This window comes from Chryseobacterium sp. MYb264 (assembly GCF_035974275.1).
In the GTDB taxonomy this organism is placed as follows: domain Bacteria; phylum Bacteroidota; class Bacteroidia; order Flavobacteriales; family Weeksellaceae; genus Chryseobacterium.
Map to the genome: position 1 here is coordinate 2850206 of NZ_CP142422.1, position 19366 is coordinate 2869571.

Consider the following 19366-nt stretch of genomic DNA (forward strand, 5'->3'; position numbering starts at 1 on the left):
GTTATATGATACAGAGAATTTTAAAAATCTAAATCTGTTGGGATTTTCTTGTTCTGTTAAAAATCCAGAATATAATCGGGAAAATCAACAAAGTAAGAACAGTAGCTGTGATTAATCCACCAATGATAACAATAGCCAATGGTTTTTGAGATTCGGATCCGATACCGGTAGACAAAGCGGCCGGCATTAATCCAATTGAAGCCATTAAGGCAGTCATAATCACTGGTCGTGTTCTGGATTTAACCCCATGCAATATTGCTTCATCAAGACTCTGTCCGTTTTTTACATTCTGATGAAATTCCGTAATAAGAATTACTCCATTCTGAATACAGATTCCAAGAAGAGCGATCATACCTACACCGGCAGAAATTCCAAAGTTAATTCCTGTGACATGCAAAGCGATAATTCCTCCAATTAAAGCAAAAGGAACATTTGCCAATACCAAAAGAGAATCTTTCATATTTCCAAAAAGAATAAACAAGAGGAAGAAAATTCCCAAAATACTGATTGGGACAACCTGGGTGAGACGTTTTGAAGCTCTCTGCTGGTTTTCAAACTGTCCTGTCCATCCCACAGAATATCCATCAGGAAGGTCTATTTTAGCCACTTCTTTCTGAGCATCGGCAATAGTGCTTCCCAAGTCACGATCCCGGATCGAGAATTTCACTCCGATATATCTCTTAATATCATCTCTATAGATAAATGCAGCTCCATTATCTTTAACAATGGTACTGATCTCTTTTAAAGGGATTTTTGCGCCATCCTGAGTGGGCACCATTAATGCTGCAATATCGTTTTCATCCTTCCTGTACTCTTGGGAGTAACGGAGACGAATCGGAAACTTTCTTTCGCCATCAAACATCTCTGAAGCTGTTTTCCCCCCAAAGGCCATCTCCAGTACAGATTGGGCATCATCCGGCATTACTCCGTAAGCCGCCATTTTATCACGATCCAATACCACACTTACTTCAGGCTGTCCTATATTTTTTATAATCCCAGGATCTTTTACTCCCTGCACATCTTTTATCTGCTTTAAGACCTCCTCAGCAAGCCGATCCAGGGTTTCAAGATTATCGCCATAAATCTTAATCCCATTCTCGGCCTTAAAACCAGCTACCGCCTCAGCAACATTATCTGAAATAGGCTGGGAATAATTAAATGTAATTCCCTGATAGGATCTTAGTTTCTTATCAATCTCCTCAATAAGCTCTTCGTAGGTAATTTTCCTTTTCCACTCTTCCTTAGGCTTGAGATTGACTGCAAATTGTACAAATCCGAAACCATTAGGATCGGTTCCGTCATTACTTCTCCCGGTTTGCGCCAGTACATCAGTAACTTCAGAAAAACTCATAATGTCCTTCTTTAAAAGATCGGCCGTTTTCAAAGACTCCTTAAGAGACGAGCTCATTGGCATTTCTGCCGTGATCCAAAGTGATCCTTCATTTAACTGGGGCAGGAATTCTGTTCCTAAAAATTTTCCTGAAAATAAGGTCACCGCCAAAAATGAAATTGCGACAATTAAACTCATTTTTTTATGTTTAAATGTATAGCTGAAGCCCTTTAAAACAATGCGATCCCAAAAGTTCACGAAAGGATTATTCTTCTCTTTAACATTTTTATTCAAAAGGAGATGGGAAAGTACAGGAACGAGGGTTAACGTAAATATTAAAGCCCCCATCAAAGCAAACCCCAATGTAAATGCAAGCGGAGAAAACATTTTACCTTCCACTTTCTGAAATGAGAAAATCGGAATAAGAGAGGTAATAATAATTAATTTTGAAAAGAAGATGGCTTTCCCCAATCCGGTTCCGGTTTGCTTTATCCAGCCTCCCTTCGCCATTTTATTGAATTTTTCTTCCCCGTACTTATGCGCTTTATGATCGAGCATAACAAAGAGGCCCTCCACCATGACGACGGCTCCATCAATGATAATTCCAAAATCTACCGCTCCCAGAGACAATAAGTTCGCGCTCATTCCTGCCATTTTTAAACATAAAAAAGCAAATAATAAGGAGAGTGGAATAATGATGGATACGATTAAGGTGGTTCGCCAGTCTGCCATAAAGATCAATACAATAACCGTAACCAGTACGATACCTTCTATAAGGTTATGCATCACGGTATGCGTTGTAAAGTCCATCAGATTATCACGGTCATAAAAAGTCACCATTTTGACATCCTTGGGAAGAATTTTATGATTAAGTTCCTCAATTTTGGCTTTTACTCCTACCAGCACCTCCCGCGGGTTCTCACCTTTTCTCATGACTACGATTCCTTCTACAGTGTCTTCCTGATTGTTGAGACCGGCCTGCCCTACTCTTGGCATTGCACTTTCATGTACATCCGCTACATTCTTAACCAGAACAGGGTTACCACTGTCATTCTGAATGGTTATGTTCCCGATGTCAGCCACTGATTTCACAAGTCCTATTCCTCGGACTACGTAGGCCTGACCATTTTTTTCAATCACATCTCCCCCAACATTAAGATTACTTTTTGTCACCGCATCATAGACCTGAAGCGGGGTCAGGTTATATTTATCCAACGCTCGAGGATCAATGCTAAGCTCAAAAACTTTGTCCTGGCCTCCGAAAACGTTAATATCTGCAACCCCCGGCACTCCTCTCAAAGCCCGGTCGATAACCCAGTTTTGTAGGGTCAGCAGTTCGCGGGAATCTTTTGTTTTACTTTGTAAAGTATACCGGAATATCTCCCCTGTAGGTCCGTAAGGTGGCTGCACTTCGGGATCTACTTCATCAGGAAGGCTGACTGTTCTTAGTTGATTATTGACCTGATTTCTGGCAAATGTATCGTCTACCCCATCATCAAAAAGAATTTTCACAATCGAAAGTCCGAACATTGTGGTACTTCTAACACTGGTTTTCTTCTGAACGGGGCTCATCGCCAACTCAATGGGAGTGGTAACAAAACGTTCTACCTCTTCCGCACTTCGCCCGTTCCACTGAGTGATAATAACAATTTGGGTATTGGTAACGTCAGGAAAGGCTTCAATAGGCATATTTTTGAAACTGATAAATCCTGCAACTGCCAAAATCGCCACCCAAATAAAGGTAAATGCTTTATTTTTTAACGAGAAAGCAATTATATTTTTTATAAATTTATTCATGATTGATTTTTTGATGACCTAAAAAAGTCGTTGAAAGAGTTTTTTATTTTTAAACCATTAAGATAACCAAAGAAACCAGAAGTTTGATAAGATCGGTCAACAGCTGAATACTTAGAAATATCTTTTGTTTATATCCTTAACAACTCAAGTTTCTGATTAAAACCCGGAGCCCGTTTAAATAGTATCCTTATTATTTTCTACTGCTATTCTGAGATAGAATTTTCATTTCTTATGTAGAGACCGGGCGATACCCCATCAAAAATAAAAAATGAAAAAATACATTCTGAAAAACATAAAAAGAAATCAAAGATCAAATGATAAACAGATCTCCTTAATCTGTAAAATTTTAAATGGATTCTTAATAAATAAAATTTTAACTATTCAAAGAACGGTAAATCAGCAGTTGATTATTCGTGATTACCTGTTCTCCTTCCGTTAAACCGTCCTCAACATACGTGGTATCTCCCACTTGTTTCAGTACTTTTATTTCTTTCACCTTTACATCTGCTCTGGAGTGATAGATCACAACAAAGCTTCTGTTATCATCGAAGATCACCGCCTTGGAAGGAATAGTAAGTGCCATGTCATTCTCAGATTTGGATACTTTTATGGTGGCCTTACTTTCGGGGATCAGCAGACCATTGGCATTATCAAGGACCACCCTGGCCTGCATGGCGTTCGTCTGCGGGTCTATAATTTTAAATATTTTATCAATTTTTCCATCAAATACTTTATCCGGATAAGACAGAGTGGATACCTGAGCACGCATTCCCAGACTAATTTTATCGATATCAGATTCATTGATATTCATAATAGCCCAGACATTCGTGGTATTGGCTACATCAAAAATATTATCACTCCGATCACTTCTCAGCTGCATATCTTTATTGATATTCTTCTGCACAATATATCCGCTGATGGGAGCCACTACACTGTAAATATTTCCTTTCTGTACATTATATACCGTACTTACTGCATTGGCTCTCTGCATCTGATCCTGCGCCTTTTGCAACTGACTTTTAGCTTCCAGCACATCACGTTCTGTATTCAGCTTTCCTTCATACATTTCTTTTGCCACCCGAAGATTGTTTTGTGCCACCACTAGATCTGTCCTTGCATCACTCACGTCTTTCTGAATTTCTGCCAGCTCCGTGCTTCGTATCGTTGCAAGAACCTGCCCTTTTTTTACATAGTCTCCCAGCTCCACATTGACGTTCAAAACATTACCTCCTACCAACGGATATACATCAATATAACTATTTTTATCCGCAGAAATTTTTCCGTAAAAATTATAGTGATCTTCTATATATTTCTTTTCAACTTTTGCGAATGTCATCGAATTGAGCATGGTGTTGCTTAGTTCAAAGCCTTTTTTAGCCTGAAGTTTTTCGTCGCCTCCTTTTTTGGAGCAGGATAGGATCGATAAGGCTACCATTACGGGGATTATATAATTTTTCATGTTTAATAGAAGATTTTCGTTTGTACTAGTTGGTTCAATTGTTCTGCAGACTCCATAATACTGTTTTTCATATCATAAATCTGAAGGGCAGTCTCCCGATAGCTGTCCATAAAATCCGTGAATTCTATAAGACTGATATTTCCTTTTCTGAAATTATTTAGCATTCCGTTATACACCAATTCCATATTTTCCATATCTGAGGTTTTAATTTCTGCTAACTGATCATACTGACTTTTCCAGGTCTTATAGGCAGCCCGTACTTTGGTCTCAAGATTTAATCTCTGAAATTCTGCATTCTTTTGATTTTGCTGAATAGCGTACCCAGCCTTTTCAACATTCCCCTTATTAGATTTCCAAAGCGGCAGCGGAATTCCCACCAGAATGTTGACTTCATTTTTAAAGGTTCCTCCGTTCTGATCCCAGCCTGCCCCCACATTTAAATCGGGAACATTCAATGACTTTTGCCATTGGGCATATAATTTACTGTTGTCGATCAGTTTTAAATTGTACTGGTAATCGGCATTATTTTCCAGCGCTTTTGTTTTCAATTCCGAATCGTCTCCAAAAGGTTGTCTTGCCAGAATCTCTTTCGCTTCGGATTCTGAAAGCAGAGGTTCCACATCGTCAGTAATTCCAGTCAATACCTTCAGATTCTGCTCAAGTTCCACGATATCTTTATTAATACCTATTTTATCATTGTTAAGCTGAATCACAATACTCTGAAGCCGTACTTCATCCTTAAGGGAAACATTTCCTTTCGCAGACTGTATTTTATACGCTGCCAGGAGATCATTCATATAAACAAGCTGTCTAGCAGTATTTTCAAGTTTTAATTTTTCGTAGTATAAATTAAAATACGTGGATCGAAGCTGAGAGCGCAAATCCACCAAAAGCTGTGAAAACTGAAGCTGTGCCAGCTCTTTATTCGACCGGGCAAAAGCAATTTCATTTTTCTTTTTACCCCCCATATAAATTAGCTGGGTCACCTGTGCCCCTTTTGACTGGCCTATATCAAAAAGTTTCTTATCCTGAGGGTTATAGGCATTGATCTGCCCGCTTAATTGGGGAAGTTCCCAGATTTTTGCCTGCAAAACATCTGCATCAGCCATATTAATATTATACTGTTCGGCGAGCAGTTGCAGATTATTCTCCTGAAAGGCCTCTTCACAGGCCTGAAGAGACATCTTTTGTTGTGCTGCCATGAATGAGGAAACAAGGATAAGCAGCCCGGTAATCTTGGTCATTTTTTTGTTATTAAATTACAAAAATGCCCTCATATAATTAAAAGAAACTTAAAGCAGCCTTAAAATAATATTAAATTTAAATTAGAAAATGATTAGAACATCGTATGAAAGCCCCCATTAATAAAGAATGTATACATCGATCCATTTTTTTTCTGAAATCAAATTACATATTCAGTAAAGAGTTCAAAAGCCGATCAGTTTTTATACCACTTTATCCTTGAAATTTCCTTTACATTATTCAACCCCTGCAGCGTTATAACATCATTAAATAGGTATTCATCGAGGTTCACCCGCCACTACCGATATTTAACCCCAGCGGATTTATTAAGGTAAATTAAAAAAGAAAACAGTATTATTCTCTACTCTGAGCCCGGGATAAAGAAGGGGTAGAAAACAGGAAAAACAAAGCACAATACCCAAGGTATGCAGAATCTTTTGATCAGAGTAAAAACACAGTAAAAATACGATGCTCTGATCTTTCAAAATATAACCTTCCATACAACATGATACCGTACAGAAAATCCATTATCCCTGCCAGTATACCTCCCCTTTCATCATCCCAAGTAAATTCAATAGAATTCTTTTAATTTTGAAAAATTCTTTAAGTATTAACCGAAAGGTAAGCCATCATTCAACATCCTGCTTTCGTTTACAGAACCATAAACAGATTGTTTTATCCTAACCCGGTATTGACAGCAAAAATGTCCCGTTCCAAGTCGATTTAATTTTTTTTTCATCGAATTTATTTTCATTAGATAAAAAGCAATCAACTCGGGATTTCTGCAGCTCGGTCAAGCTATTTATTAAATATGACACTGAACTTATTAAGCATTTCAGTGGGAGAAGTATAGATGATTTTTGCACCGTGATATTCAAGAATTCTTTTAACAATGCGAAGCCCCAATCCGGATCCGGAAATATTCTGAGAATTATTTCCGCGCATAAAAGCTTCAAAAAGCTTGGCCTGTTCTTCTTCAGGGATCGTGTTACCGTTAGAAATAACATCTACCATCAGCTGCTCATCCGTTTCCTTGATTAAAACATCCATTTCTGTATTCTCAGAATAAACTGCAGCATTTTTAAACAGGTTAATAAATACAATATCAAGGAGAGACTGAACCCCCTTTATAGTCAGTAAAGCATCTTCAGAGGTATCTTCAGAAATAAGAAAATCCATTTTCAGACGGGGGTAACTTTTTTCAACAGCCTCGAAAGACTCAAAAATAACTTCATCAATCCTCACTTCCTCGTAGATCGTCTGAATATTTTCTTTATCGAATTTTGTAAGTAACAACAGTGAATTCGTAAGATCCGATAGTTGATAAACATCCTTCTGAATTCTTTTTAATGCAGCAATGGTCTGCGGGGAATGTTTCTCAAATTTTATTAAATTCTCCAGCTGAAAAGCCATCCTTGTAATCGGCGTTCGTATTTCATGGGAAGCACTTGCCGTAAAATCTTTCTGGGACTGAAAAACATCATCCAGTCTGGTAATCATAGTATTGAAAGACTGTGCCAAAACATTGATTTCATCATTTGACTCACGAACCGGAATCTGTGTCGTGAGTTTATGAGCGGTTACCTCAGAAATTTCCGTATTGAGATCTTCTAAAGGTTTTAAAAACCTTCCCATAAAATAATAACTGAAAAAACCTATGAGAAGCGTACTCATCACATAAGCCGTTACCAAAAGGTATTTAAGATAGGAAAGTTTTGAGTTGCCATTGGTATCAAAAGCACTGGTGAGAATATAATAATTTTCACCATTAATATTCTTCAGAGCGGCATAAATCTCAGGAACCGTTTTTTCAGAATAAATGATCTTTTTTTCATCCAGTTCCTTCAGCAAGGAATTATCCCACGTCACATTGCGGTCTTTAATTGTACTGTAAATTAATTCCTTTTCGCCATTAAAAATAAGAATCGTCTCGTTCAAAAGAATATTATCCGAATTTTCATTAAAAAATACAGGAGCCTCTTCTTCAAAATCTTTGGATTTCGCAATAAAATGAGAAGTAAAATCCAGCCTCTGCCTGAATCTTTCCTTAAACTCATCTTTTCTGAAATCATTAAAAGACATGTAGATCACCATCATTACGATAGCAAATAGTAATGAAAAGGCAATACTGAGGGTAAGAGCAATCCTTCTTTTTAAAGACATTCTATAACGGGCTTAAATAATATCCGAATCCGGAACGTGTATGGATCAGTTTAATCTTAAAATCTTTATCTATTTTCTTCCTAAGGAAATTAATATATACTTCTACCGTGTTGGTATTGGTATTAAAATTATGTTCCCACACATGTTCGGTAATCTGCTGCTTGGAAACCGTTCTTCCTTGCGCCTCCGCAAGATATTCCAACAACTGAAATTCCTTCAAGGTAAGGCTAATCTCATGTCCTCCCCGGTACACTTTCTGTTCAGTTTTATTTACAATAAGATCATCTATTCTAATGATATCCTGATCGGTGACATCAGAAGGAGCTTTCCTCCTCAACAATGAATTAATGCGCAGCAACAATTCCTCAAACTGAAAAGGTTTTACCAGATAATCATCCGCCAATCTTGTAAATGCATCTTTTTTATCGGACAGATCCCCATAGGCAGAAATAATAATAATCGGTGTATTTTTATCGAAAGACCGAATGGTCTGGCAAACATCGAGACCGTTTATTTTGGGTACGTTAATATCCAGTAGATACAGGTCGTAGGTACTGTTCTTAATCTGACGAAGAAAGGTCTCTCCGTCATAGATTTTGTCACAGTTAAAATTGTTAGATTCCAAAAACTTACAAAGCTCTGCAGAAAGTATGAGATCGTCCTCCAATAAAAGAATATTCATCGAAAAATTATTTTATACGAATGTAACGAAAATTTTGATCACACGCTATACGTATCATTCATGCTTACGGCAATATTTTTCAACCGGTTCAACAGCCACCGCAATAATCTCATCACTGAATCCCGAATCAATTATTTTACGGGCATCTTTCTTTAATTCTTTTAACGACCTACAGTACCCGGATTCAACATTCAGTTTTTTTAATGCTATGAGTAATTCGGGGGTAAGACTATCCAAAATCGGGCGTACCTCTGCTGCCAAGTCAGGAGCCGGCTCAAAAAGACCGTGGTTTTGGGTTTCCCATTCTTTATGAAGCCTCCTCTGCTCCATTTTTCCGGCCTCAAACTGGGCCTGAAAAAAATCTGATGCCAACTGTGCGCTAAGCCCCATCTTTTCTGCTTTTACTTGTACACTGTCCAGAATAATTTTCTCCCGGACAGGATCATCTATGGGGGCTTTGGTGTTCCATTTGCTTTGAGCAACAAGCGGTGCTACCAGCAATCTCTTGTTTATTAAGGTAAGCAGCAACCGGTCCTCAGAACTTACAGAAGCTTCTTCTGCTCTTCCTGAACATGCACCCAACAATAATATGATAATAAGAAAAGTAACTGATATTTTCATAACCTTTTATTTTTCATTAAATTACCTTTTTACCCATATTCCTTCCAAGCCAAACCTTCACCTTGTTGATCAGAATGCATTTTTTAACTTTCACCATTAACGAATAGCATCAATTTTCTTAAAAATACTTTAATTCGTAAACCCGGAGCATCTTTATAGGCACGAATGCACGAATTTTTTGTTTCCTTCAAATCGATCAGGTTTCGCAGATTATGCTGTTGATTTTCTTACTGCTCAATTTTTGTAGCCTCTTATGCGCAGAAATCTGTGGGAAACAAAAAAATATTGGATCAGTTTCAAAACTTGGGGAGAAATTGTTTAGATGTATTTTTTGTCACGAATGCACGAATATTTTTATTCCCCACAGATCCTGCTCTATTTGTTGGTTTTTCGCAAAGCCGCAAAGATATTTTTTAATACTTTATGTTTTTAAGACGCAAGGATTTTATCAAAGATAAAATTGAGGGCTGCATATTATCGCCACGAATGCACGAATTTTTTTATTTCCCACATATCGCACAGATTTTCACTGATGATATCGTTGATTTTCTTTGTTTAACCTTTGCGGCCCTTTATAAGTGGAACGGTTTGGTGAGACTTAAAACGGGAGTTGTCAAAAAACTTCGGGTGGCTTCATGTTCAATATGTAAAGTACAAGGAAAAGAATCTATATCATTTGCAAAACTGCGAGAGCAAAAAATTTCATCTTATAGTATCTAAACTTTTTTGCCTACTCCCCCAACTTTTGTACTTGATCCAAAACGGATCAGTGTCAAAACTTGGGGAGAAATTGTTTAGATGTATTTTTTGCCACGAATGCACGAATTTTTTATTTCCTACAGATCGCAGATAGTGCTGTTTCTGTTGGTTTTTCGCAAAGTCGCAAAGATATTTTTTAATACTTTATGTTTTTAAGGCGCAAGGATTTTATCAAAGATAAAATTGAGGGCTGCATATTATCGCCACGGATGCTCGAATATTTTTATTTCCCACAGATCGCAGATAGTGCTGTTTCTGTTGGTTTTTCGCAAAGTCGCAAAGATATTTTTTAATATTTTATGTTTTTAAGGCGCAAGGATTTTATCAAAGATAAAATTGGAGGCTGCATATTATCGCCACGAATGCTCGAATATTTTTATTTCCCACAGATCGCAGATAGTGCTGTTTCTGTTGGTTTTTCGCAAAGTCGCAAAGATATTTTTTAATACTTTATGTTTTTAAGGCGCAAGGATTTTATCAAAGATAAAATTGAGGGTTGCATATTATCACCACAAATGCACGAATTTTTTATTTCCCACAGAATACACGGATTTTCACAGATACTGCTGTTAATTTTTTCTGGCTTCAACTTTATAGTCTTTTGTAAGTAGAACGGCTTGATGAGCCTTAAAGCGGGAGTTGTTAAAAAACTTGGCGGTGCTTCGTATTCAATATGTAAAGTGTAAGGAAAAGAATCTGCATCAATTGCAAAATCTGCGAGAGCAAAAAATTTCACCTTATATTATCTAAGCTTTTTTGCCTAGTCCCCAACTTTTGTACTTGATCTCAAAAAACTTGGCGGGGCTTCGTGTTCAATATGTAAAGTGTAAGGAAAAGAATCTGCATCATCTGCAAAATCTGCGAGAGCAAAAAATCTCACCTTATAGTATCTAAACTTTTTTGCCTAGTGCCCAACTTTTGTATTTGATCCAAGTTTTGCTCTCGATCCAGAATTGACCCGATAAAAAAGGAGAAAAAAAAATCCCGAATAATTCGGGATTTTTGAAGAGCCAACTACGGGACTTGAACCCGTGACCTCTTCCTTACCAAGGAAGCACTCTACCGCTGAGCTAAGTCGGCATTAAGCAAAAAAATCATACTGTATAGCATGATTTTTTTGAGCGGAAGACGAGGGTCGAACTCGCGACATTCAGCTTGGAAGGCTGACGCTCTACCAACTGAGCTACTTCCGCAATTTTGTTTTCCAAAACTGTTGGTAAACGCTTTGCAAACTTAAGGAAAACCTTTTAGTTATGCAAGTTTTTTTTAATATAAAATGTGGGGAGAGCAGGATTCGAACCTACGAAGCCGAAGCAACTGAGTTACAGTCAGTCCCATTTAGCCACTCTGGAATCTCCCCAGACATAATATATTAATAGAGCCTCCAGAGGGATTCGAACCCACGACCCCGAGATTACAAATCACGTGCTCTGGCCAACTGAGCTATGGAGGCATTTACTATTTTTATTGAACTGAAAGTTTCGAGAAAATTCTACTCTCACTGTTCAGTAGTTAAAAAAAATCATGAGATACGTATGATTTTTTTGAGCGGAAGACGAGGGTCGAACTCGCGACATTCAGCTTGGAAGGCTGACGCTCTACCAACTGAGCTACTTCCGCAATTTTGTTTTCCAAAATTATTGGTAACGGTTTGCAAATCTAAGAATACTTTTTGAATCCTGCAAGACTTTTTTATTAAAATAAAATGTGGGGAGAGCAGGATTCGAACCTACGAAGCCGAAGCAACTGAGTTACAGTCAGTCCCATTTAGCCACTCTGGAATCTCCCCAGACATAATATTCTAATGAGCCTCCAGAGGGATTCGAACCCACGACCCCGAGATTACAAATCACGTGCTCTGGCCAACTGAGCTATGGAGGCATTAAAATCAAAAAGAATTCAAAAGAACGCTGTTCCCTTTTTGCGAGTGCAAATATAGAACGGTTTTTTTGAATTCTCAAATTTTTTAATGACTTTTTTTTACTTTTTTTTTAAGCCATTTCTTTTTTCTTGATTAATAGCTTTTTAGCAGTATCAACGCATAGGTCTAAACTTTCTTCAAAACTAGCTGTAGTCTTTTTCACTACTATATCTTCTCCCGGAACGGCTAAAATAAGTTCGGCTGTTTTATTAATTCTGTCTGCATTGTTTTCTACTTTCAAAAACACTTTACATTCCTGGATTTTGTCATAAAACGTATCCAACTTACTTACTTTTTTGTCAATGTGTGACTCTAGTGGTTCGTGAGGAGTTAAACCAATTGATTGTACTGTAATCTTCATAATTCTTCTTTTTTTGATGCTCGAGGATGAGCCTGATTAAACACTTTTTTCAATTGTTCGATATTAGCATTCGTATAGACCTGAGTACTTGCAAGACTGGAATGACCTAATATTTTTTTTACTTTGGAGATCTCCGCCCCATTATCCAGAACGTGTGTAGCAAAGCTGTGACGCAGGATGTGAGGGCTTCTTTTTTCTTTTGTTGTTATAAAACTAAGGTACTTATTAACTACCACATAAACAAATTTTTCAGTGAGTTTTTTCCCTTTCTTATTCACGAAATAATATGATTTATATTCTGCCATGGGTCGTCTTATTTCCTGATAACTTTTTAGCAGATTTGACAAATCAGCAGAGATGGGAATGATTCTTTCTTTATTCCCCTTCCCTTTTATCTTTAATTCATTTTGGTGTAAATTAACATTCTCAAAAGTCATACCACAAAGCTCAGACTTTCGAATTCCTGTTTGATAAAGAACCTCAACGATACATTTTTCGAGCGTATCAGTAATCTGATTAAACACCACGTCATCCAACACCTGCATCTCTTCCTTTGACATAGGAATCTGTCTTTCCGGATAAAATTTAACTGATGGAATACTTTCTGTGGGTGAGACTTTAACTTCGCCGATTTTTAAAAGGAAAAGATAAAAACTGCGTAAAGAAGACAGTTTTCTGTTGATACTCCTTTTGGAGATCCCTTTTTCGCTCAATTCAACGATGAAATTCCTAATTACCTTTTTATCTGCTTCCGCAAGATTTTCAGAAGACTCCGTTCTCAGAAAAAACCCGGAAAAGTCTGCAAGATCTTTTTTATAACTTGTAATTGTATGTGGAGAATACCGCTTCTCGAATTGTAAGTAGTCTAAAAATTTATCTAACATATCATTAGATTATAAAACAAAAATTCACTCTTCAAATATAAGTATTTAAAGAGTGAATTCAGTATGTGTCTAAGAAAATTTCTTAAGCCTGTTCTTCTTTGCTAAGATTTCTTTGCTTGTGAGCAGCTTTCAATCTCGCTTGTCTTAAAGTTACTGAAGGCTTGATAAATTGTTGTCTAGCTCTTAATTGACGAACTGTACCCGTTTTATCAAATTTTCTTTTATATTTCTTTAATGCTCTGTCGATAGACTCTCCGTCTTTTACTGGAATTATTAACATATATTACATCTCATTTTGGATTGCAAAAATATACATTTTTTATTAAAATACAAAACATCAGAGCATTTAAAATGATATTTTTTAACCAAACCCTCTTCAACAGTGCATTATAAGCACCTATTTATTAAAAATCCACAAAGCGTAACAGAATAGTTCTCATTTTGAAACAAAAGTCTTATCTTTGCATCCACTTTATTCACGGGGTTGACTGGTTTCGACAGCAAGGTCAGTGGGTAAGTAAGCATGCAGAGAACCGTAGCGCGATCTCTATAATCCCTTGCTACAAAATTTTAACTGGCAACGAAGAGTTCGCTCTTGCAGCTTAATCCGAATAAAGTAAGATTTCAAGCGCTTTCCCGAAGATAGTAAGGAAGCAAGATATCTCACAAATGCTCCGTTCTGCGGCGTTTGATTCTGAGATATAGTAATGCAGAAATAAGGTTTTAGATGCTTTGGCTAGAACTCGAAAACCTCAGAAGATAAGCCGGAAGTTGGGTGTCTGCTCTCTGCCTCCGGTCGAAAACCAATAGTAGAATAAGCATGTAGAAAGCTTATGTATTGCTTGTTTGGACGAGGGTTCGAATCCCTCCAACTCCACTTAAAACCCTGTAAATCATTCATTTACAGGGTTTTATATTTTAAGGTGCTATTGTAGGTGCTAGAAAATTGCGAATATTTTATACACAAAAATTAAAAATAATCTCTTTAGAAAATGAAAGTAGAAAACTTAGGAGCAGTTATAATGGAATATAAAGCAAAATCAGCACCGACAGACAGATATACCTCTTTTGATTATTGCTACAACCATTTTAAAAACACCGACAACCTTAGAGTAGACATAGAGAAAAGCTGTTTAGTCCTAGGGTTTTATTTAGCAAGCTGGGGGATGCTTAGAGGCTCAAGTTTTTTATTACAAAAAAGTATAAAACACCTACAACCTTTAGCTGAATACTATTTAATGTTAGACAAAGACACTTGGTATATAGATATTGATAACTACACTGAAAACAATATTCAAAAAATTATAGAAATTTACAATAACTCTAAAAGACTAATTATTGATAAAAACAACTCTCATTTGACACTTATCACAAAAATATTACTTGGAGTATTTGGATTCATCCCAGCATTCGATCAATTTTTTTGCAAAACATTTAAAACATTATTTTACAATAAATGCGGATTTGCAACAGTAAACACAAAGTCCTTAAATTTACTATCGGAATTTTATTTCAATAATGAATTTGAGATCAGTGAAATCTCTAAAAATACATTCACAACAGATTTTACCACAGCAAATAAAACAAATATCAATTATCCCAAAGCTAAAATTGTAGATATGTACGGCTTTACCCAAGGATTGAAATAGTTTGTAAGTATCATTGCTAAAATATTTTCAAAAGCATAACCTTACAACTTTTTGCTAATTTTTTACCCCTTGAGATCGACTTACCAACAATTAAAACATTGACTAACTCACATTACTACCAAAATTGAAGCTTAAAAACAAATTCGTCTGTGGCGGATTTGCTTGCGAAAACCCTCAAAATTAAGGTGCAAAAAGTAAGATATTTATCAAATACATAATATGAAAAAGCTAGAAAAAGTTAGATTTAACTATGGTTAAGGCTAAAATATAAATGAGAAAAATCTTGCAGAACAAGTTGTAATTCCATATTTTTGGACAAAATTAGTCCGAACCGAAAAGTTTACATATATGGAAGTTACATTTGGAGAATATATAAAACAGAAAAGAACTGAGTTAGGTTACCCACTTCGCAAAGTCGCCTCTCATATTGACATTGATCCGTCAACATTAGGAAAAATTGAAAAAGATGAGCGTCAACTTAATATTGAACAGTTTGATAATCTTTGCCAAATATTACAAGCTGATAAAAATACACTTTTAAATTATCATTATTCAACAAGAATATTCGGTGATTTAAAAAGCTATCCAAAATTTAAAGATGTTTTAAATATTGTAAATGATCAACTAACACAATTCGTAACAAAACAGACCTCGATTAAATTTGACGAAGATTGGCGTGAGAGGGAGTTCTCAAATCCTGACGCAACGATTCAAATTGGAACAATGTTCTCAGGAATTGGTGCGATTGAATATGCTTTAAAACGTTTGAATTTAAAATCAAAAATTCAATTTGCCTGTGATATTGACAACTTCGTAAAACAAAGTTATTTTGCCAACTATGACATTGATGAGAGCAATTGGTATAGTGATGTTCACAATATCGATGGTAAAAAATATAACGGAAAGTTAGATTTATTAGTTGGTGGAAGTCCTTGCCAATCCTTTTCAATGGTTGGCAAAAGACGAGGTTTTGACGACACTCGAGGAACGCTATTTTATGAATTCGCAAGAGTTGTAAAAGAAAGTCAGCCAAATGTTTTCATTTTCGAAAATGTGAAAGGATTGATAAATCACGATAACGGAAACACCTTCGAAACAATAAAAGCAACATTTGACGAACTTGGTTACAAATATTTTTATCAAGTTCTAAATGCTAAGAATTACGGGATGCCTCAACATAGAGAAAGAATTTTCGTAATAGGTTTCAAGGATAAAAACACAAAATTTGCTTTTCCTGAACCAATTGACTTAGAATATAAGATGCAGGATTTTTTAGAAGACTTTACAGATAGCAAATATTATCTGAAAGAGAAAGGAGTGAAATTTGTAACTAGTTCTAAAAACCGGAATAAAAGGTACACTCAAATTAACGGAGAGATTGCTCTTTGCCAAAAAGCTAATCAGCAGTTTAACTGGCACGGGGATTTTGTTTTCGAGCAGGGACAAAGAGAATTTGACGAATTTATTTTTGATGTAAATGATGTTGAAGAAAAATACTACTTATCAGATAAAGTTCGTGATTATGTTTTAAGCCCTGGAACAAAAACGTTTAAAACCTCAATAAAAACAGATCTTGAAGTAGCAAGACCACTTTTGCAAAGTATGCATAAAATGCATAGAGCTGGGGTAGATAATTATGTAACACACACTGGGAAAATTAGAAAACTCACACCAAAAGAATGCTTGCGCCTAATGGGATTTAGAGACGACTTTACACAAGTTGTAAGCGATACTCAAATGTATAGACAAGCAGGGAATAGCATAGTTGTCGATGTTCTTATAGCATTACTAAAACAAATGGACATTACCAAATACGCAGGCTAATGAATCGAATTGAAATATTAGAAGAGGACTACGAAGTTTTAGGAATATTAAAGAACATAAATATTGCCGATTCTTTTGTAAGTCCCGTAAATAAAATTGGGGAAGGGAATGGTGAGGCAAAGCTTTACGTCGGTCAAGATGGAGAAAAGATCACAGACTTTTTTGGTAATAGAGGATTTGAATCCAACTGTTTTTTACTAAAAGAGGACTTAATTCAGTATTTAGATGAGATCAGAAAAGAACACATTGCTCCAACACAAGAGTATAGAGAAAAAGACAGATTTGAAAAATTATGGGAAATCAAACGTGAAAAAATTCTACGCTTAGATGAAGTAATTGAGTTCAAAATTAAAGACCAAAATAATTTACAGGGTCCTCGAGTATATATAAATTCCACTTCGGAAGGATATAAAATAATACGTGACATTTCACTCCCTGTAATTTCACATCTTGAAATAACCAAGATTAAGAATTTGGAAGATGATGGAGTCAAATATTATTTTTATTTGTTTTCGGACTATGTAAATGAGATTATTGAGGAGGAAGAACCCACAAAAGAAGACCCTGAATTTGAACCATTTAATCCTGAATTAATATCTATTGATACCAAAAAGATAACAATGGATACACTTTTGAGAAGATTAATACAGGGCACTATAAATCTTAGTCCGGATTTTCAAAGGAATTACGTTTGGACGATGGATAAAAAATGTCAACTTATAGAATCTCTAATGCTCAAAATTCCTCTTCCAATGTTTTATGTTTCAGCAGACGATAAAGGTAATTACACTGTAGTAGATGGTTTACAAAGACTTTCAACAATCAGAGATTATATTTTAGATAAGAAATTCAGGCTTCAAAAATTAGAATTTTGGGGAGATCAGTTTAACGATGCCACATTCGAAGATTTACCCACATTTATTGAAAACAGAATCTTAGAAACAGAATTTACTTTTACAGTTATTAATCCTGGAACACCTGAGATAGTTAAAAGAAATATTTTTAAGAGAGTAAACCGTGGAGGCGCACCATTAACTGATCAAGAAATACGACACGCCCTTTATAGTGGAAAGGCAACCGTATTACTAAAGGTATTGACTTTAAAAAAGCAGTTCCTTACTGTTACAAACAGTTCCATAAAGGCTAATAGAATGCTTGATAGAGAATTTGTATTGAGACTTCTATCGTTTATGATTCGCGATTATAATCTATATCCGAAAAATGGAAATATGGATGAATTTCTAAGTGATACGCTTAAAATAATAAATTCAATGCCTGAAATGAACTCGAAAGAAGTAAAAAAGATTTCAGAAAACATAATATCAGAAATAAAAATTAGCGATGTAAAATTACTGATTGATAAATTTACTCTAGGTATGGTAAGGTCATCTATTATATTTGGTGAGCATTCCTTTAGAAAAAGCTATCCTGGAAAAAGAAAAACACCTATTAATAAATCTTTATTTGAAGTTTGGGGTGTTTTGTTATCCGAAATTTCGGATATAAAATTTAACCAACTAAGAGAACATAAAAATGAGTTTCTAAATGATTACAAAAATAATTTTTTGAAAGATTATAAATTTGATGAAATCATTTCAAGAAATGCTCTGAAATACAGCTCTGTAGTGGAAAGATACACGAAAATGAATAATTTATTATCTAAATACGCAAAATGATAAACAGTCTCACATTACAAGCATTTAAATCATTTTTTTACAGAGAATTAGATTTAGAGAACTTAACTATTCTTACAGGTTTAAATAGTAGCGGAAAAAGCTCAATTATTCAATCGTTGTTAATTCTTGAAAAAGCATTTAAAAATGAGAAAAGCCTGTTACTAAATGGTCACGGAACAGAATCAGATTTAAAGAACAAAAACTCGAAGGATGATATTGAACTTAAAATTGAAATAGACAGTGAGGAATATTCAATACAATTTCCTGACAGTACAAAAACATTTGAACCAGGTCTTTTTCCTAAGTTATGGTATATTTCGGCAAATAGATTTGGGCCTCAATTATCAATTCCTATTTCAAATGATGAAGAATTAAAAAATATGATAGGCAGAAATGGTGAAAATGTATTACAATGCATAAGATATTATGATTCAGTAAATCCAACACCCCTTAATGAATCAATAAAACACCCCGACGCAACTTCTTTCACTATCCTAGAAAATGTTCGAACTTGGTTAAAAGTGATTTCGCCTAATGTTAGTTTCAACTACGAAGTACTAGATATTAGCGATACATCTTATGCAACGTATGACGGACATAGAGCAACAAACGTTGGCTTTGGACTAAGCTACATTCTTCCAGTAATAACAACTTTGTTAGTCTCAACATTAGAGAAAAACAATTTGGTGATTATTGAAAATCCGGAAGCTCATTTACACCCGAAAGGTCAAACTGAGCTTGCAAAACTAATTTGTATGTGTGCAAAATTAGGTACACAAGTAATTGTAGAAACGCATAGTGACCACATATTTACGGGAGTTAGATTATTTACAAAAGAAAATGACTTTTCGGATAATACATTAATACATTGGTTAGAACTAAACGAAAATAGAAATACTGAGGTTACGACAATTTTTATTGATAAAGATGGTCGTGTCAATGACTGGCCAAAAGGATTTTTTGATCAATTTGAATTAAATCATTCTAAACTAATTTAG

At 35.6% G+C, this 19366-nt stretch carries 13 protein-coding genes, 7 tRNA genes and 1 other RNA gene; 5 read left to right on the top strand and 16 right to left on the bottom strand.

Going from position 1 to position 19366, the window contains the following annotated elements; genetic code table 11:
- Positions 1-28 precede the first annotated feature (28 nt).
- From VUJ46_RS12200 to rpsU, 16 genes are all read right to left on the bottom strand, one after another.
- A complete protein-coding gene (locus VUJ46_RS12200; RefSeq protein WP_326981047.1) occupies positions 29-3127 on the bottom strand; it encodes an efflux RND transporter permease subunit in 3099 nt (1032 codons plus the stop codon).
- A 373-nt stretch (positions 3128-3500) separates the two neighbouring features.
- Complete coding sequence (locus tag VUJ46_RS12205; protein ID WP_326981048.1) at positions 3501-4586, bottom strand: efflux RND transporter periplasmic adaptor subunit; 1086 nt, start codon at positions 4584-4586, stop codon at positions 3501-3503.
- A gap of 2 nt (positions 4587-4588) precedes the next feature.
- Positions 4589-5830: a TolC family protein gene (locus tag VUJ46_RS12210; RefSeq protein WP_326981049.1), complete on the bottom strand. Its 1242-nt coding sequence runs from the start codon at positions 5828-5830 to the stop codon at positions 4589-4591.
- Positions 5831-6626: 796 nt separating this feature from the next.
- Complete coding sequence (locus tag VUJ46_RS12215) at positions 6627-7991, bottom strand: ATP-binding protein (protein ID WP_326981050.1); 1365 nt, start codon at positions 7989-7991, stop codon at positions 6627-6629.
- Position 7992: 1 nt separating this feature from the next.
- Positions 7993-8673 carry a response regulator transcription factor gene (locus tag VUJ46_RS12220; RefSeq protein WP_326981051.1) on the bottom strand — a complete coding sequence of 227 codons (681 nt, stop codon included), beginning with the start codon at positions 8671-8673 and terminating at the stop codon, positions 7993-7995.
- A 54-nt stretch (positions 8674-8727) separates the two neighbouring features.
- Positions 8728-9294 carry a gamma subclass chorismate mutase AroQ gene (gene aroQ / locus VUJ46_RS12225; RefSeq protein ID WP_326981052.1) on the bottom strand — a complete coding sequence of 189 codons (567 nt, stop codon included), beginning with the start codon at positions 9292-9294 and terminating at the stop codon, positions 8728-8730.
- Positions 9295-11061: 1767 nt separating this feature from the next.
- Positions 11062-11133: transfer RNA gene (locus tag VUJ46_RS12230), tRNA-Thr, on the bottom strand.
- Positions 11134-11173: 40 nt separating this feature from the next.
- Positions 11174-11246, bottom strand: a tRNA-Gly gene (locus VUJ46_RS12235).
- A gap of 86 nt (positions 11247-11332) precedes the next feature.
- A tRNA-Tyr gene (locus VUJ46_RS12240) sits at positions 11333-11413 on the bottom strand.
- A 19-nt stretch (positions 11414-11432) separates the two neighbouring features.
- Positions 11433-11506 (bottom strand) — tRNA-Thr (locus VUJ46_RS12245).
- Between the two features lie 94 nt (positions 11507-11600).
- Positions 11601-11673 (bottom strand) — tRNA-Gly (locus tag VUJ46_RS12250).
- A gap of 88 nt (positions 11674-11761) precedes the next feature.
- Positions 11762-11842, bottom strand: a tRNA-Tyr gene (locus tag VUJ46_RS12255).
- 18 nt (positions 11843-11860) lie between these two features.
- Positions 11861-11934 (bottom strand) — tRNA-Thr (locus tag VUJ46_RS12260).
- A 110-nt stretch (positions 11935-12044) separates the two neighbouring features.
- Positions 12045-12335 (bottom strand): HPF/RaiA family ribosome-associated protein, encoded by a 291-nt coding sequence (locus VUJ46_RS12265; protein ID WP_326981053.1) that lies wholly within the window; start codon positions 12333-12335, stop codon positions 12045-12047.
- Positions 12332-13219: a tyrosine-type recombinase/integrase gene (locus VUJ46_RS12270; protein WP_326981054.1), complete on the bottom strand. Its 888-nt coding sequence runs from the start codon at positions 13217-13219 to the stop codon at positions 12332-12334. The genes VUJ46_RS12265 and VUJ46_RS12270 overlap by 4 nt, the downstream gene beginning before the upstream one ends.
- A gap of 82 nt (positions 13220-13301) precedes the next feature.
- Entirely contained in the window at positions 13302-13499 is a 198-nt protein-coding gene (gene rpsU / locus VUJ46_RS12275; RefSeq protein ID WP_062697349.1) for a 30S ribosomal protein S21, read from the bottom strand.
- A gap of 200 nt (positions 13500-13699) precedes the next feature.
- On the opposite strand from rpsU, the gene ssrA reads away from it, so the two are divergent.
- From ssrA to VUJ46_RS12300, 5 genes are all read left to right on the top strand, one after another.
- Positions 13700-14099: a transfer-messenger RNA gene (ssrA, locus tag VUJ46_RS12280) on the top strand.
- A 112-nt stretch (positions 14100-14211) separates the two neighbouring features.
- Positions 14212-14868: a hypothetical protein gene (locus VUJ46_RS12285; protein ID WP_326981055.1), complete on the top strand. Its 657-nt coding sequence runs from the start codon at positions 14212-14214 to the stop codon at positions 14866-14868.
- 348 nt (positions 14869-15216) lie between these two features.
- On the top strand, positions 15217-16692 hold the full coding sequence (gene dcm / locus VUJ46_RS12290) for a DNA (cytosine-5-)-methyltransferase (protein ID WP_326981056.1): 1476 nt from the start codon (positions 15217-15219) through the stop codon (positions 16690-16692).
- Positions 16692-18368, top strand: coding sequence for a DUF262 domain-containing protein (locus VUJ46_RS12295; protein ID WP_326981057.1), 1677 nt, complete (start codon positions 16692-16694; stop codon positions 18366-18368). The genes dcm and VUJ46_RS12295 overlap by 1 nt, the downstream gene beginning before the upstream one ends.
- Entirely contained in the window at positions 18365-19366 is a 1002-nt protein-coding gene (locus VUJ46_RS12300; RefSeq protein ID WP_326981058.1) for an AAA family ATPase, read from the top strand. Before VUJ46_RS12295 ends, VUJ46_RS12300 begins: the two co-directional genes overlap by 4 nt.